Source organism: Nocardioides albidus (genome assembly GCF_006335005.1).
Classification (GTDB): domain Bacteria; phylum Actinomycetota; class Actinomycetes; order Propionibacteriales; family Nocardioidaceae; genus Nocardioides; species Nocardioides albidus.
In genome coordinates this window covers 525,371-540,337 of record NZ_VDMP01000025.1, presented here as the reverse complement: position 1 = coordinate 540,337, position 14,967 = coordinate 525,371, and the positions used below count along the sequence as shown (strand labels likewise).

14 protein-coding genes are annotated in these 14,967 nt (G+C 72.6%); 5 read left to right on the top strand and 9 right to left on the bottom strand.

Annotated elements, in window-relative coordinates; genetic code table 11:
• Positions 1-107 precede the first annotated feature (107 nt).
• Positions 108-1,067 carry a 3-hydroxyacyl-CoA dehydrogenase NAD-binding domain-containing protein gene (locus FHP29_RS15705; RefSeq protein WP_205014155.1) on the top strand — a complete coding sequence of 320 codons (960 nt, stop codon included), beginning with the start codon at positions 108-110 and terminating at the stop codon, positions 1,065-1,067.
• Positions 1,064-2,272 carry a CaiB/BaiF CoA transferase family protein gene (locus FHP29_RS15700; protein WP_139623775.1) on the top strand — a complete coding sequence of 403 codons (1,209 nt, stop codon included), beginning with the start codon at positions 1,064-1,066 and terminating at the stop codon, positions 2,270-2,272. The genes FHP29_RS15705 and FHP29_RS15700 overlap by 4 nt, the downstream gene beginning before the upstream one ends.
• 102 nt (positions 2,273-2,374) lie before the next feature.
• On the opposite strand, the gene FHP29_RS15695 is transcribed toward FHP29_RS15700, so the two are convergent.
• From FHP29_RS15695 to FHP29_RS22845, 5 genes are all read right to left on the bottom strand, one after another.
• Complete coding sequence (locus FHP29_RS15695) at positions 2,375-3,388, bottom strand: AraC-like ligand-binding domain-containing protein (protein WP_158296591.1); 1,014 nt, start codon at positions 3,386-3,388, stop codon at positions 2,375-2,377.
• A gap of 124 nt (positions 3,389-3,512) precedes the next feature.
• A complete protein-coding gene (locus FHP29_RS15690) occupies positions 3,513-4,427 on the bottom strand; it encodes an MBL fold metallo-hydrolase (protein ID WP_139623773.1) in 915 nt (304 codons plus the stop codon).
• A gap of 27 nt (positions 4,428-4,454) precedes the next feature.
• Positions 4,455-5,627, bottom strand: coding sequence for a DUF2306 domain-containing protein (locus FHP29_RS15685; RefSeq protein WP_139623772.1), 1,173 nt, complete (start codon positions 5,625-5,627; stop codon positions 4,455-4,457).
• A gap of 12 nt (positions 5,628-5,639) precedes the next feature.
• The gene (locus FHP29_RS22850) at positions 5,640-7,103 is read right to left on the bottom strand and encodes an NAD-dependent succinate-semialdehyde dehydrogenase (RefSeq protein ID WP_240044534.1); all 1,464 of its coding nucleotides are present in this window, start codon (positions 7,101-7,103) and stop codon (positions 5,640-5,642) included.
• Positions 7,100-8,416 (bottom strand): purine-cytosine permease family protein, encoded by a 1,317-nt coding sequence (locus FHP29_RS22845; RefSeq protein ID WP_240044533.1) that lies wholly within the window; start codon positions 8,414-8,416, stop codon positions 7,100-7,102. The genes FHP29_RS22850 and FHP29_RS22845 overlap by 4 nt, the downstream gene beginning before the upstream one ends.
• 173 nt (positions 8,417-8,589) lie before the next feature.
• Here FHP29_RS22845 and FHP29_RS15675 point away from each other — a divergent pair, with 173 nt between their 5' ends.
• A complete protein-coding gene (locus tag FHP29_RS15675) occupies positions 8,590-9,000 on the top strand; it encodes an SRPBCC family protein (protein ID WP_139623771.1) in 411 nt (136 codons plus the stop codon).
• Here the strand turns inward: FHP29_RS15675 and FHP29_RS15670 are convergent.
• Positions 8,991-10,124, bottom strand: coding sequence for a PucR family transcriptional regulator (locus FHP29_RS15670; RefSeq protein ID WP_139623770.1), 1,134 nt, complete (start codon positions 10,122-10,124; stop codon positions 8,991-8,993). The genes FHP29_RS15675 and FHP29_RS15670 overlap by 10 nt on opposite strands.
• A gap of 100 nt (positions 10,125-10,224) precedes the next feature.
• Here FHP29_RS15670 and FHP29_RS15665 point away from each other — a divergent pair, with 100 nt between their 5' ends.
• Both FHP29_RS15665 and FHP29_RS15660 read left to right on the top strand, forming a co-directional pair.
• The gene (locus FHP29_RS15665; RefSeq protein WP_158296590.1) at positions 10,225-11,193 is read left to right on the top strand and encodes a 5-oxoprolinase subunit B family protein; all 969 of its coding nucleotides are present in this window, start codon (positions 10,225-10,227) and stop codon (positions 11,191-11,193) included.
• The gene (locus tag FHP29_RS15660) at positions 11,190-12,179 is read left to right on the top strand and encodes a 5-oxoprolinase subunit C family protein (RefSeq protein WP_158296589.1); all 990 of its coding nucleotides are present in this window, start codon (positions 11,190-11,192) and stop codon (positions 12,177-12,179) included. The genes FHP29_RS15665 and FHP29_RS15660 overlap by 4 nt, the downstream gene beginning before the upstream one ends.
• Before the next feature lie 225 nt (positions 12,180-12,404).
• On the opposite strand, the gene FHP29_RS15655 is transcribed toward FHP29_RS15660, so the two are convergent.
• From FHP29_RS15655 to FHP29_RS22840, 3 genes are all read right to left on the bottom strand, one after another.
• A complete protein-coding gene (locus FHP29_RS15655) occupies positions 12,405-13,376 on the bottom strand; it encodes a 5-oxoprolinase subunit C family protein (RefSeq protein WP_139623767.1) in 972 nt (323 codons plus the stop codon).
• Entirely contained in the window at positions 13,366-14,247 is an 882-nt protein-coding gene (locus FHP29_RS15650) for a 5-oxoprolinase subunit B family protein (RefSeq protein WP_139623766.1), read from the bottom strand. The genes FHP29_RS15655 and FHP29_RS15650 overlap by 11 nt, the downstream gene beginning before the upstream one ends.
• Positions 14,240-14,967: ATP-binding protein (locus FHP29_RS22840; RefSeq protein ID WP_476703668.1), on the bottom strand; the 728-nt coding region annotated here is incomplete at its 5' end. The genes FHP29_RS15650 and FHP29_RS22840, both read right to left, overlap by 8 nt.

Sequence of the window (14,967 nt, the reverse complement as noted above, 5' to 3'; positions counted from 1 at the left end):
CTCCCCGACGGCCCCCGCCAGCTCCTGCGCCGCTACATCGACGAAGGCCGGCTCGGGGTGAAGTCCGGCCGAGGCTTCTACGACTACGCACCGACCTCGGACCAGGCGTGACGACCACGCCCGACGTCGCGGGACGGACAGCGTGCGTGATCGGCGCCGGCGTGATCGGCACGTCCTGGACCGCACTGTTCTTGGCCCACGGGATGCGGGTGGTCGTCCACGACCCGCGCCCCGAGGTCGTCGACGACGTCCCTGCGGCGTTGGCCGAGATCGCCCCGACGCTCTCCGCGCTCGGCCTGCCCTCCGGCGATCTCGCGACCGGCCTGTCCTTCGAGCCCGACCTGGGGCGGGCCGTCGCCGACGCCTACGTCGTTCAGGAGAATGGGCCCGAGCGCGTCGACGTCAAGCAGCAGCTGTGGGCACAGGTCACGGCCTCCGCGCCGCCGGACGCCCTGCTCCTGTCCTCGAGCTCCGCGATCACGGCGACCCGGCAGGGCATGGAGCTCACCGATGCCGGCCGGCTCCTGGTCGGCCACCCGTTCAATCCGCCGCACCTCATCCCGCTCGTCGAGGTGGTGCCGGGTGAGCGCACCCATCCTGACGCGGTCGCGGACGCGGTCGCCTTCTACACCGCGCTCGCCAAGTCGCCCCAGGTGGTCCGGCGCGAGGTGCGCGGGTTCGTGGCCAACCGCCTGCAGCGGGCGCTCTTCGCCGAGTGCCTGCTCCTGGTGCAGCAGGGGGTGGTCACCGTCGAGGAGCTCGACGACATCGTCACCAGCAGCGTCGGACTGCGCTGGGCCGCGGACGGCCCGTTCCGCTCCTTCCACCTCGGCGGCGGAGCGGACGGCTTCCGCGGGTACTTCCGTCAGTTCGGCCCCGGCCTGCGCTGGGCCATCGAGAACGAGGAGCGCGTCGACCTCGACGGCGACCTGGAGGATCTGGTCGTCGCGCAGTCCGAGGCGGCGTACGGCGGGCGCCGAGGCGAGCTCGAGGCCGAGCGTGACCGCAAGCAACTCGCCATCCTGCGTGCCCTCGCCACAGCGACGACATCCCCGGAGGAATCATGAGTGAGTCCCTGTTCAGCGGCTTGAAGGTCATCGACTGCGGCAGCTACATCGCCGCGCCGGCGTCCACGACGATCATGGCCGATCTCGGTGCCGACGTGATCAAGATCGAGCCGCCCGGGTCGGGCGACCCGTACCGCCAGCTGCCGAAGCTGCCTGGCAACCCCGTCTCGGACCACGACTACGCGTGGCTCCTGGACTCCCACAGCAAGCGCGGACTGGCGCTCGACCTGGCCAGTGCCGAGGGCCAGCAGGTGCTCCACGAGCTCGTCGCGGACGCCGACGTGTTCGTCACCAACTACCCCCTGCGGGTCCGCGAGAAGCTGCGCATCGACCACGCGACCCTCGCCGCGCTCAACGAGCGCCTCGTCTACGGCTCGTTCACCGGCTACGGAGAGACCGGCCCCGAGGTCGCGAAGCCCGGGTTCGACGCGACGTCCTACTGGGCGCGCTCGGGGATGATGGACACCGTCCGCAGCTCCGCCGACGCCGTCCCGGCACGCGCCGTCGTCGGGCAGGGCGACCACCCCTCGGCGATGACGCTCTACGCCGCCATCGTCACCGCGCTCTACCAGCGCGAGCGCACCGGCCGGGGCACGAAGGTGTCGTCGTCCCTGCTGGCGAACGGCCTGTGGGCCAACAGCTACATGGCCACCGCTGCCCTGTGCGGAGCGACCTTCATCCCCCGCCCACCGCGCGAGCAGCTCTTCAACGCGCTGAGCTGCTACTACCAGTGCGCCGACGGCAAGTGGCTGCTGCTGACGATCCTCAACGAGGAGCGGCACTGGCCGGTGCTGGTGCGCTGCCTCGAGCGCCCGGAGCTGGCGGACGAAGACGCGTTCGCCACCAAGCCGGACCGGCTGCGCAACGCGCGCGCACTCATCGCCGCGCTGGACGAGGCCTTCGCCCGCCACGAGCGGGAGCACTGGGAGCGGGTCCTGGGCGAGAACGGGATCGTGTTCGACATCGTCGCGACCCCGGAGGACATCCCGCACGACCAGCAGATCCACGCCAACAGGCTCGCCGTACGGTTCCCCGAGGACGAGCGGGTGAGCACCGTCGTCGCCCCGTTCAGCATCGACGGCGTGGACGCCCTGCCGCCTCGGCTGCCTCCGTCGATCGGACAGCACACGGACGAGATCCTCGCCGAGCTCGGCTACGACACCAACCGTGTCGCTCGGATGCGCGAGGACGGCACCGTGGGCTGAGCGGGATCGCCGCCTGCGGCGGGACGTCATGCGAACCGTGGTCTCCCGGCCACCGGACGTATGACGCCAGGGCGTCAGCGGCGGGGAGTCAGCGGCGGGGAGTCAGCGGCGGGAGGCGAGGAGCGCCGACGGCGTGGTGCCGTAGCGGGCACGGAAGGCCGCCCCGAACTCGCCGAGGTGGAAGAAGCCGCAGCGGTAGGCCACATCGGTCACCGACAGGCCGGGAGCACCCGTGGTCAGGAGGGCGTGGGCGCGCTCGAGGCGCTGCGCGCGCAGCCACTGGACCGGCGAGGTGCCGAGCTCGCGCCGGAAGGCGGCCTGGAGGCTGCGCACGCTGGTGCCGCAGGCCTCGGCGATCGCGGTCACCGTCAACGGCTCGCCGAGTCGGTCGACCATGAAGTCCATCGCCTGCCGGACCCGCGGGGAGGTGGCGCCCATCTCCGGGGCGAGGGTGCGGCTGTTGGGCTGGGCCAGGAGCAGGGTCTCGATGATGAGCTGCTCGAACTGCCAGATCAGCTGCGGACGGTGCGCGCTCGCCGTCGAGTCGACCAGGCTGACGGCCGACTCCATCAGGCCGTCGACGCTCGCGACGCCGGGGGCGAGCGCGAGGTCGAAGTGCACCGGGCCGACCTCACCGGTCAGCGCGGCCGCGACGGACTCGACCCGGGCGCGGTCGAGGCGGACGACGACCTGGTCGTAGGCCTCGTCGAAGGCGAACTCGAACTCGCGGTGCGGCCCGATGATGACGCCCTGCCCCGGGGTCGCGACGGCGTCCTCGCCGCCGTAGCGGAAGCGGCCGGCACCGGCGACGGGAAGGGTCAGCAGGTAGTCGTCGAGCACCCCGTCCCCGGAGCTGACGGTCACCTCGGCGCCGTACCGCAGCAGGTTGACCGACAGGTCCTGCAGGGGCACGTGGGTGAGTCGCGTGGAGAGGCGGGATCCGGACCCGCGGACCGTCAGGGCGTGCGGCCGGAGCGTTCCGGTGCAGGCCTCGATCACCTCGTCGGCGTCGTCGGTGTCGCGCAGCACGGCGCGGCCGCGCTCACCGGCGAGCTCGACGAGAGCCGGGACTCCCATGGCACCTCCCCACACCGACTCGGGGGCGTGTCCTGTCACGCCTCGACAGCCTCGATGATCCGTGCCCCGGCCGCCCAGGTCAACGCGCGTGTCCGTGGCGGGCGGCGGTGCGGCGTCTCCCCAGCCTCAGCCGGCCGGCCGCGACCGCGCCTGACCGGTCCGATCAGGCCGGCGCGCGGTGATAGCTGCCGTCGGCCAGGCGCACGACCCGGCCGTCGTCCTGCAGCCTGCGCAGGTGCTGGGCGGCCGTGCGCCGCTCGATCAGCGGGACATGGGCGCCCGGGACGTGGGGGCGGTAGACGAACCGGTGGTCGACGATCTCCGCCATGGTGCGCGGCTGGGCGAGGAAGGCCAGCAGCCGCTCCTCGCGCTGCTCGATGACACCGGCGAAGGCGTCGACCCGGCTCCGGAACTCGGCCCGCCCCTCGATCACGCCCTTCTGGTGGGACGTGGCGTACCAACGGGCCTCGATGTCCGCGCAGCGCCGCATCGAGGCCTCGAACTCCGACAGGCTGCTTGCGATGTCGCCGTACAGGGGGCCGAACGACGTGAGGTCGATGTCGGCGACGAACAGCAGCCCGGCGGGCTCGATCAGGAAGCCGCAGTGTCCGGCGGTGTGCCCCGGCAGGTGGACCGCGGTCACCGTGCGACCGCCGAGATCGAGGACCTCGCCGTCCGAGAGCGCCGTGACGTCGTTCCGGTCCTCGACCCGGAAGTCCGTCCGGAGCGCCCTCTCCATCTCGGCGGCGTCCTCGGGCGCGAAGCCGAAGCAGGCGACGAGCGCGGCCGGTGACCGGACCGCGTCCAGGTCGGCCGCATGGACCCGCACGGGCCCGTCGTAGTCGGCCAGGCCGGCGATGTGGTCCTCGTGGCCGTGGCTCACCAGGGCCAGGTCGGCCGCCGGCGCCCGGCCGGCCACGGTGAGCGACGGGTCGATCACCACGGTCGCGTCCCGGCCCGGCACGAGCAGGGTGTTGGCGTAGGGGTAGGTGCTGCGCTGGGGTCCGATCAGCACCGACACGTTGCCGTAGCGCTCAGTGACCACGCCGGGGTCGGGTGCCGGCTGCGCGCCGGTCATCCGACGGCCCCGCCGGCGACGACGTGCTCAAGGGATCGACTGGCGGTGCGCGGACCGAGTGCCATGACCGAGGAGGCTACCGTCATCCGGCGCCGTCCTCCGGCCGGGCGCGACGGCCGGGTCGACGGTGCGGGTGGACGGTGCGGATCGACGGTGCAGGACCAGCGCCAGCGCGCCGACGATGGGGAATCCCGGCGCCAGCAGCAGGCCTGCGCGGCAGGCCTCCTCCGGACCGAGGAACCGGGCCGTTCCCAGGCCGACGAGGACGGCGCACCACGGAGCCGCCGCCGCGCCGAGGAGGAGTCGTCGTGCGTCGCGCCGTCGCAGGTCCGGCCCCGACCGGCGAGCCGCCAACACCGCACAGGCAGCGGCGTACCCGAGCACCGGCACCACGTGGAACCAGGGATAGGAGCCGGGGCCGGCCCCGGTGCGGACGCAGAGCCCGATCGCGGCGGCGCCGCCCGCCGCCGTGGCGACGAGCAGCCATCGTGTGCCGGCCTTCGGCGACCTCGCAGCCCGGCCCGGCCGGGCGTCCCCCCGAAGGGCCAGCAGCGCTCCCGCGGCCGGCGCCACGACCGCGAGCGTGACCGCGCTCGCCTCCATGTTGGTCAGCAGCGTGTGCTGCGGCACCAGCGCACCCAGCGCGGACCACATCGCCCGCAGCAGCGGCGCGGTCGACAGGAAGCAGACGTTGAGGCCGATCCAGGCACGGTGGGCGGCGACGTCGCCCCGGCGGATCGCCGACCGGGCCGCCGCGGCGGTGCCCAGGGTGCTCGCGGCCAGCAGCCACAGCTGGAGCCGGAACGCGGTCTGGCCGGGGAGGTCGACGTGCGGCGCCCGCAGCAGGAAGACGACGCACGCGAGCATGCTGCCGGTGACCGCCGCCAGGTACGCCCGTCCGATCCAGCGGTGGCCGGCCCGTGACCGCCGGAGCACGCCCTGGACCAGCACCAGCAGGAGGGCGAGGCTGCCCAGCGAGGTGTGGATCAGCAGCGCGACCCGGTGGTCGGCGTACGCGAGCGTGCGGACCGCGGCCAGCGAGCCGTCGCCCCACGCGTAGGCGTGGCCGCCGAGCCTCTCGTCCAGCTCCACCTGCCATCGGGGGAAGCCCGGCAGCACGGTGAACCAGAGCGAGGTCGCCGCCAGGGGCAGGTAGGCCACCACGAGGCATCCCAGCACCGTCAGCCCGGCCCGGCGCACGTCACGTCCTCGTCATGGCGCGAGGCCGACGTACTTCGTCTCGAGGTACTCCTCGATCCCCTCCGCCCCACCCTCGCGGCCCAGGCCGGACTGCTTGATCCCGCCGAACGGCGCGGCGGCGTTGGAGATGACCCCCTGGTTGACGCCGACCATGCCGAACTCGAGCCGCTCGACGACGTCGAGGACCCGGGACAGGTCGCGGGAGAAGACATAGGAGGCCAGCCCGTACGACGAGGAGTTGGCCAGCGCCACCGCCTCGTCGGTCTCCGCGAAGGTGCCGATCGGGGCGATCGGGCCGAAGATCTCCTCCTGCACGAAGGCGGCGGTGGCGGGCGCGCGGAGCACCGTCGGCTCGAAGAAGTGCCCGTCGCCCGGAACCGCGTGGCCGCCGGTCAGCACCTCGCCGCCCTCGGCCCGGGCCGCGTCCACGAGCCGCTCGGCCTTGTCGACGGCGCGTGCGTCGATGAGCGGACCGACCTGCACGCCGGGCTCGACGCCCGGGCCGACGACGAGTCCGGACATCGCGGCGCTCAGTCGGCGCGAGAACTCCTCGGCGACCGACTCGTGGACCAGCAGCCGGTTGGCGGCGGTGCAGGCCTGGCCGACATTGCGCATCTTCGCGTCCAGGGCGCCCTGCACGGCGACGTCGAGGTCGGCGTCGTCGAAGACCAGCAGCGGGGCGTTCCCGCCCAGCTCCATCGAGGTCCGCAGCACCTGCTCGCTCGCCGCGGACAGCAGGATCCTGCCGACGGCGGTGGACCCGGTGAAGGTCAGCTTGCGCAGCCGGGGGTCGCCCAGCAGCGGCAGGGTCGCCTCGCCCGCCCGGGACGTGGTGACGACGTTGAGCACCCCCGCGGGGAGGCCGGCCTGCTGGAGCAGGTCGGCGAACAGCAGGGACGTCAGCGGCGTGAGCTCCGACGGCTTGAGGACCATGGTGCAGCCGGCGGCGACGGCCGGCGCCACCTTGCGGGTCGCCATCGCGAGCGGGAAGTTCCAGGGCGTGATCATCAGCGTCGGCCCGACCGGCGCCTTCATGGTCAGCAGGCGGGACGTGCCTTCGGGCGATCGCCGCCAGCTCCCCGAGATCCGCGGCGCCTCCTCGGAGAACCAGCGGAGGAACTCCGCGGCGTACCTCACCTCGCCCGCCGACTCGGCCAGGGGCTTGCCCATCTCCGTGGAGATGAGCCAGGCGAAGTCGTCGGCCCGGCGCACCACCTCGTCGAAGGCGCGGCGGAGGATCTCCGCCCGGTCCCGCGGCGAGGTCGCGGCCCACGACGCCTGCGCGGCGGCCGCCGCGTCGAGAGCGGCGACCATGTCCGCCGCGTCCCCGTCGGCGACCTCGAGCAGCACCTTGCCGGTCGACGGGTCCTCGACGCCGATGCGGGCACCGCCCCGGGCGTCACGCCACACCCCGTCGATCAGGACGCCCGTCGGGACGCCGGCCAGGAGATCGTCGGCGGCCCGTTCCGCGGTCACGATGCCACCGCGGTCGGCTCGCTCGCCGCCGCGACATTCCGGCGGCTGACCAGCGCGGCGCCCGCGACCGCGAGCGCGACCGTCACCGCCGGCGACAGGGTGGACAGCGTGGCGCTGCTCCCCTGCTCGAGCAGCACGACGCCGACCACCGAGGACACGATCCACGCCGCGAAGAGCCCGCCGGTGGGCCGCCGCCGGGCCAGGCTCTCGGCGCTGTCGCCCGCTCCGCGCAGCAGCACGTGGACGAGCACCACACCGGTCCAGGCCATGATCAGCACACCCTGGTAGGCGAGAGCGTCGAGCAGGTAGCTGAGCACGTCGGTGAGCATGAACAGGTAGGCCAGGGCGCCACAGATGAGCACCCAGGCGATGTGCGGGAGCCGGATTCCTGCCACCTTGTCGAGGACCACCTCGAGGTTGTTGGAGGCGAGGAAGTAGTTGGCGGTGTTGATCCGGGTCTGCGAGATCACGATCAGCAGCACCCCGGCCAGTCCCAGCGATCCGGTGACCGCCTGGACCACCCCGGTCTCGGTCCCTTCCACGCCGTACGCGTGGACGACGTACATCCCGACGAGGCCGTTGACCCCGAAGGTGCACAGGTAGAAGAAGCCGCCGAAGGTGACCCGCTGGTGGAACCGGGTGTCCTCGACCCGGCCGAGCGCGGCGAAGTCCATCGTGAACAGCATCATCACCCAGATGCCCATGTAGATCAGGTACGAGCCGACCCAGCCCGGGACGGCCGAGTCGGGCGCGGGCACCGACAGCCAGCCGGTCGGGTAGCCGCGGTCGACCGTGCTCGCCAGGACCAGGGCGACGAGTCCGACGCAGTAGAACGGCAGCAGGAAACCGTTGAGCCGGTCGAGCCAGTTGCGCACCCCGCCGAAGGCGAGCGGCAGGGCGTAGGCGACGCACACGAAGTACCAGAGCCTGATGTCCCCGCCGAACCACGTCTGCAGCGTCGCCGCGATGACCGAGCCCTCGAAGACGCCGTAGTAGAGCGCGGTGACGCCGATCAGCAGCGCCGCCAGGGTGGAGCCGATCCCGCCGAAGAGGGCCTGCGAGATCCGCTCGACCGTGCTGCCGGTGCGCAGGGCGTACGCCGCGAGGATCCGGTTGATCACGCCGAAGGTGGCGATCGCGAGCACCATCCCCACGAGGGTGTTGCGAGCGCCGTACGCCGCGGTCGACGCGGTCGCGACGTAGAGCCAGAACATGGCGCTGAACAGCGCCCACCAGGCCATGGTGAGCGACCACTTCGCGACCCGGGTCTCGTGGGCCGATCTCTCGATGTCGTGGATGTCGAGCGGTGGCATGCGGGGTACCTCTTCTCGGGACGTTCTCGGGGAGTCGGGTGCTGGGAAGCACCGACCGTGAGCGTCCTCGGGAAGTGGCGTGCGCCACAGTGCGCCCGTTCGTACAAATTGGCCGGCGGACCTGTCCAAGGCGGGCACTCCGCCCGTGCAGCGCGGTGCGGGAGCCTTCGTTCATGACGACTCTGCGCTCTCACACCATCTTGGACGTGCCGGCCGACGACGTGTGGGCGGTGATCCGCGACGTCGCCTCGATCGCCGACTGGTTCCCCGCGATGGCCTCGTCCTCGGGCGACGAGCGCCGGCGCACGGTGGTCCTCGGCGACGGCAGCCGGATCGAGGAGGACATCGTCACGCGTGACGACACCCGGCGGCGCCTGCAGTACCGCGCCGTCGGCGGGGACCTACCCGTCGCGGCGCATCTCGGGACCGTCGACGTCCTCGACCTCGAGGACGGCCGCTCGGTCGTGGTCTACAGCACCGAGATCGAGCCCGCCGACCTGGCGCCGGCGTTCGACGGCGCCGTGTCGGAGGCGGTGGCCGGGCTGGGCGGGTTCCTGGGGCGGACCCCCGCCGGTCAGTCTTGACCCAGCTGCAGCGCGATCCACAGCTCGGCGCGCACCGTCGGGTCGTCGAGGTCGCGGTCCAGGGCGCCGGCGATCTGGGTCATCCGGTAGCGCAGGGTGTGTCGGTGGATGTCGAGGGCGCTGGCGGACGCGTCCGCACGACCGTTGTTGGCCAGGAAGGTCCGCAGCGTCTGCAGGAAGTCCACCTTCGAACCACGGTCCAAGGAGACCAGCCCGGCCAGCGTGGCCTCCGCCCACGCCCGCGCGTCGGGCCCGTCCAGGTGGCGCAGCAGCCCGGCGTCGCGGACGTCGCGCGCCTCGTAGAGGCGGCCCGGGTCGTCGAGCGCGGCCTGGAACACCGACCGGACCCGCGCCCACGCGGCCGGCAGCTCCGCCTCCTCCGTCGAGTCGCTGACGGCGCCGCGCCCGTGCGGGACACGACGCAGGATCGCCTCGAGCGTGCGGGTGTCGCCCTCGGCGGTGGGGAGCAGGACGGCGACGCGGCCCGCACGGAGCTCGGCGATGAGGGTGACGAGCCGGCGCAGCGCCTGGTCCTCCTCGGCGGTCTCGAGCAGGAGCGGGCCGTGGTTGCGCGGCACGCCGAGGAGCGCGACCCGCATCGGCCCGTCCGGGACCGGCACCCGCAGGATGGACGCCGTCCGCCGCGCCCGCTCGGTGTCGCCGTCGAGCATCAGCTGGAGCACCGCTCGCCGGTCGTTGCGGACGGCCTGCCGCGACTCGTCGGTGCGGCGCAGGTCCTCGGCCATCAGGTAGGTCGCCGTGTCGACGAGCGACCGCTCGATCGGGTCCAGCGGCTCGCCCCGCCCGATCGCGAGGAAGCCCCGGGCCCGGCCCGCGGTCACGACCGGACGGATGGCGACCGACTCGCCGGGCATCGACACGGTCATGGCGGAGAGCTGGTTGCCCGCTCCGAACCTGCTCAGCTCGGTCTGGATGCGGGGCAGGTGGGCGCGGGCGGTCGCGGGCACCGAGGCCCGCAGCGCGCCGTGCTCGTCGAGCAGCAGGACCCAGCCGCCGACGGTGGAGACCACCCGCTCGGCGATCCCGCGCGTCCCGTGGGTCGCCACGGCCACGCGGACCAGCTCGCGGTGCGCGTGCGCGACGGCTTCGACGTCAGCAGGCATCGGCGATGCGGCATCCTCTCCACATGGGGTCGATCGTGCGTGTGTTGAGCATGGCAGAGCCGCGGGTGCCGCGCATCCGCCCGGGCCGCCGGGGATCACGATGACCGGGTCCTCGATCCTGCGCACCGTCGCTCCCCGCGACGGACGGCCCACGACCTGGATCCGGCAGGCCGGAGACGACCAGGTCCTCGTCGAGTACGACGACACGGCCGAGGAGGTGGTGTCGCTCAACTTCCGCGTGCACGCCCTCCTCCAGGAGCTCGCGCAGCACCCGGTCGACGGGGTGCTCGAGACCTCCACCGGCCTGCGCTCGGTGATGGTCACCTTCGATCCCGAGGTGATCGGTCGCGACCGGCTGATGGACGAGCTCAGCGACCGGGAGGGCGCCGCCGTCGACCTCGACTCCCTGGTCGTCGACAGCCGGCTGCTCGAGCTCCCGATCGCCTTCGACGACGAGACGACCCGCGAGGCCGTCAACCGCTACCGGATCACGACCCGGATGGACGCGCCCAACGTCCGCGACCGGGACAACATCGACTACATCGTGCAGTACAACGGCTTCCAGGACCGCGAGGCGTTCTTCGCGCGCTTCCTCAGCACCGTGTGGTGGACGGCGTCGATCGGCTACTTCCCCGGGCTGCCGTCGCTCCTCGCCCTCGACCCGCTGACCCAGCTGTCCGCGCCGAAGTACAACCCCACCCGAATGTGGACGCCCGAGGGCGCCGTCGGCATCGGCGGGTCCGCGATCGTCCTCTACCCGATGGAGTCACCGGGCGCCTACCAGCTCTTCGGCCGCACGCTGCCCATCTGGCGTCCCGTCGCCGGCGACGCGGACGTGACGGACTTCCAGGTCTTCCGGCCGTGCGACCGCGTCCGGTTCACCCGCGTGACCGAGTCGGAGCTGAGGAGCCTGCGGCTGCAGGTATTCGAGGGCTCCTATCCGTGGCGGATCACCGAGGAGCGCTTCGTCGTCGCCGACTACCTGGCCGAGGTCGAGCGCACCCGCGACGCGGCGGCCACCGTCGCCGAGCACCGCCGAGTCGCCGCCGCCGGGGTGGAGATCCCGTGAGGACCGAGACGGTGGAGGTGATCAACCCCGGCCTGCAGACGACGGTGCAGGCGTGGCCGGGCCGGCTCGGCCTGCGCGCCTTCGGGCACGCCGCGTCCGGGCCGATGGACCACGTCTGCTTCCGGGCCGCCAACAGCCTGGTCGGCAACGCACCGGGCGCACCCGCACTCGAGGTCCCGATGATCGACCTCAGCGTCGCCCTCCTCCAGGACGCGCAGGTCGCGGTCACCGGGCCGGACGACGCCCGCGTGCTGCGCAACGACGTCGAGGTCGCGATGTGGGAGACGATCGACGTACGGGCCGGCGACATCCTCACCACGGTCAACACCAACGGGCCGGGATTCCGCGTCTACCTGGCCGTCTCCGGCGGGTTCGACGTGCCGGAGGTGCTCGGCTCGGCGGCGACCTCGCTGGTCGCCGGCATCGGCGGCGTGGAGGGCCGCGCGCTCGACCGCGGCGACGTGCTGCGGACCCGGCCGCAGGCCCGGATCCCCCGGAGACGGCTGCCGGAGTCGATGCGGCCGCGATTCACGACGGACTGGGAGGTCGAGGTGATCGAGGGCCCGCACGCGCGGCCGGACTTCCTGACCGCCGAGGACTGGAACGTGCTGACCGGCACCACCTGGCGGGTCGACCTCAACTCCGACCGCATCGGCACCCGCCTGCACCCCCATCGCTTCGCCTGGGCCCGCACCGACGCCGGCGTGTGGGGCGGCCACCCCTCGAACCTGCTCGACACCAGCTATCCCGCAGGCGGCGTGCTCGCCAACGGCGACGTGCTCACCATCCTGGGCGCGGACAGCAACACCTCCGGCGGCTTCGCGGTGGTCGCGACCGTCCCGCGCTGCGGGCTGTGGAAGGTCGGTCAGATGCGCCCCGGCCGCGACCGGCTCCGGTTCCGCGAGGTGAGCTACGAGGAGGCCCGCGCCCTCAACACCCGGGTGGACTTCTCCATCGACCCGGCCCGGATGACCGGGGCGGGCTGAGCTCACCCGGGTCGTCCGGGGACACCTGCTCAGCCGTCCGTCCGGGCGCCTCCGGCGCCTCCCGGCGGCCCCTCGCGGCTCGAAGCGAGGACCCCGCCGTCGGCGCCACTCGGCTACGAGAGCCGGGTCTCGTTAACGCGCCGACGGCACCCCGACATCGCCGCGAGGGGCCGCCGTCCGGCGCCTGCGGCGCCCGGACGGACGGCCACCGGGGAATCGCGTCGATCAGCCGGCGAGGAGGGCCCGGATCTCGTCGAGGCCCTCCCGCGCCTGGGCGCGCGCCTTGAGCGCGTCGTCGAGGCTGACCGGGACCAGCCGGGTGACCGTGCCGGGGGCGCACTGGCCGACGAGGTCGAGGTCGACGCTGATCACCGTGCCGACCTGGGCGTAGCCGCCACCCGAGACGGCGTCGCGGTGGAGCACGATCGGCTCCGAGCCGCTCGGCACCTGGATCGAGCCGATCGGGTAGCCCGCGTCGACGATGTTGGACGGGTCCGAGCCCGCGCCGAACGGCTGCTCGCGCTCGATGAACGCGAGCTGGGGTCCCTGGTAGCGGAAGCCCGTGCGGTCGGCGACCGGGGTGAGCTTCCAGTCCGACTCCAGCAGCAGATGGCGTGACTCGTCGGTGAGCCGGTAGTCGTAGAGCCCCAGCACCACCCGCAGCTCGACCTCGCGGCTCCACTGTGGCCGGTGGCGCTCGGCGAGCTCCCGCGGCACGTGCTCACCGGTCGGGGCCCCGACCGGCAGCCGGTCGCCCGCGACGAGCGTGCGGCCCTCGTGCCCGCCGAGGCCGCCGAGGCCGTACGTCGACCGGGAGCCCAGGACGGCCGGCACGTCGATGCCTCCGGCGATCGCGATGTAGACCCGGGCACCGGCGGTCACGAAGCCGAGGGAGAGCACGTCCCCCTCCCCGACCCGCAGCGCCGTCCAGCTCGGCCGCTCCTCCCCGTTGACGAGCACCTGCGCCGTCGCGCCGGTGACCGCGACGACCGCGGGCCCGTCGAAGGTCAGCTTGGGAGCGAGGTACGGCGCCTCCAGCAGCGCGGCGCTCTCCGGGTTGCCCACCAGCAGGTTGGCGATGCGGGCCGAGCGCTGGTCCAGCGCGCCCGACGGCGGGATCCCGACGTTGTACGCGCCGGTGCGGCCGAGGTCCTGGACGGTGGTGGCCAGGCCGGGTTCGACAACCTCAACGAACATCGAGAGCTCCCAACAGGTCGGAGTTGTAGGCATCCGGGTCGGCGAGGAAGGAGCGCAGCTCGAACTCGACGTCGACGATCCGGTAGACGCTCTCCCCGCGGTCGACGGCCGCCTCCAGCTCGCGGAACTCCGCCTCCTCGACGGCACGGAACTTCACGATGTCGCCCGGACGGAACAGCACCATCGACTCGGAGAAGACCTCGTGCCCCTGGGCGGGGTCGTAGATGGGCAGCGGGGTGAGGCCGAACATCTGGTAGCCGCCGGCGCCCTTCACCGAGTAGATGCAGGCGAAGCAGCCGCCGTGCCCGACCGTCAGGCGCGGGGTCTCCGTGCGCGGGCGGAGATACTTCGGGAGCTCGATCTGGCGCTCCTGCGGCACCATCTGGAACATGAAGGGCAGTCCGGCGACGAATCCGACCATCGACACGATCCACGGCGACGCCGAGTGACGCTCGACGAACTCGTCGACGCTCGCCAGACCCAGCTCGGCCATGGCGTACTCGAGGTCGGTGCCCTCGGGCCGCTGGTGCCGGTCGCGGAACTTCGCCCCGACCTCGCGGGTGTACGGGTCGTCGTACCAGACCGGGACCTCGATCAGGCGGGTCTTGATCGACGGTGACGACTCCTGGCCGACCTCGGCCTCGATCTCCCGCACGGTGCGCTCGAGCACCTCCGGCTCGAGCCGGTCGGGGTCGAAGCGGATGAGCAGCGACGCGTTGGCGGGGCAGATGTCCCAGATCCCGTCGAGGCCCCTGCCGGCGAGCGCGGAGCTGATCGCCATCGCCTTGAAGTTCGCGGCGAGGTTCATCTCCTCGTCGATCTGGACGACCAGGTGCTCGTCGGCGCCCCAGGAGTAGCGGCTCTCACCCATCGCAGACTCCGTGGCCCTGTCGCTCCTGCTCCGCCATCCAGCCCTCGAGCCAGGTGGTGTGGTAGGTGCCCTTGCGGAACTCCTCGGTGTCGATGATCGCCTTCACGAACGGCGCGGTGGTCACCACGCCCTCGACCGTCAGCTCGTGCAGCGCGCGGTCGAGGCGGGCGATGGCCCGGTCGCGGTCCTCGGCCCACACGATGACCTTGCCGATCATCGAGTCGTAGTAGGGGCTGACCACCGAGTTGGTGACGAACCCGCTGTCGACGCGGACGAACGGGCCGGCGGGCATGTCGAAGCGCGTGATCCGGCCCGGGCTCGGCATGAACCCGTTGGCGGCGTTCTCGGCGTTGATGCGCACCTCGATGGCGTGCCCGCGCGGCACCAGCTCCTCCTGGGTGAAGGAGAGCGGGAGCCCGGAGGCGACCTTGAGCTGCTCGCCGACCAGGTCGCGGCCGTAGACCATCTCGGTGACCGGGTGCTCGACCTGGATGCGGGTGTTCATCTCGATGAAGTAGAACTCCGCGCGCTCCTCGTCGTAGAGATATTCGACGGTGCCGGCCCCGGTGTAGGCGACCGCCTCGGCCAGCCGCACCGAGGCGCCGGTCATCTCGGCCAGGATCTCGGTCGGCAGGTCGATCTGGCCGGCCTCCTCGACGACCTTCTGTCGGCGTCGCTGCATCGAGCAGTCGCGTACGCCGAGGTGGACGGCGCGTTCGC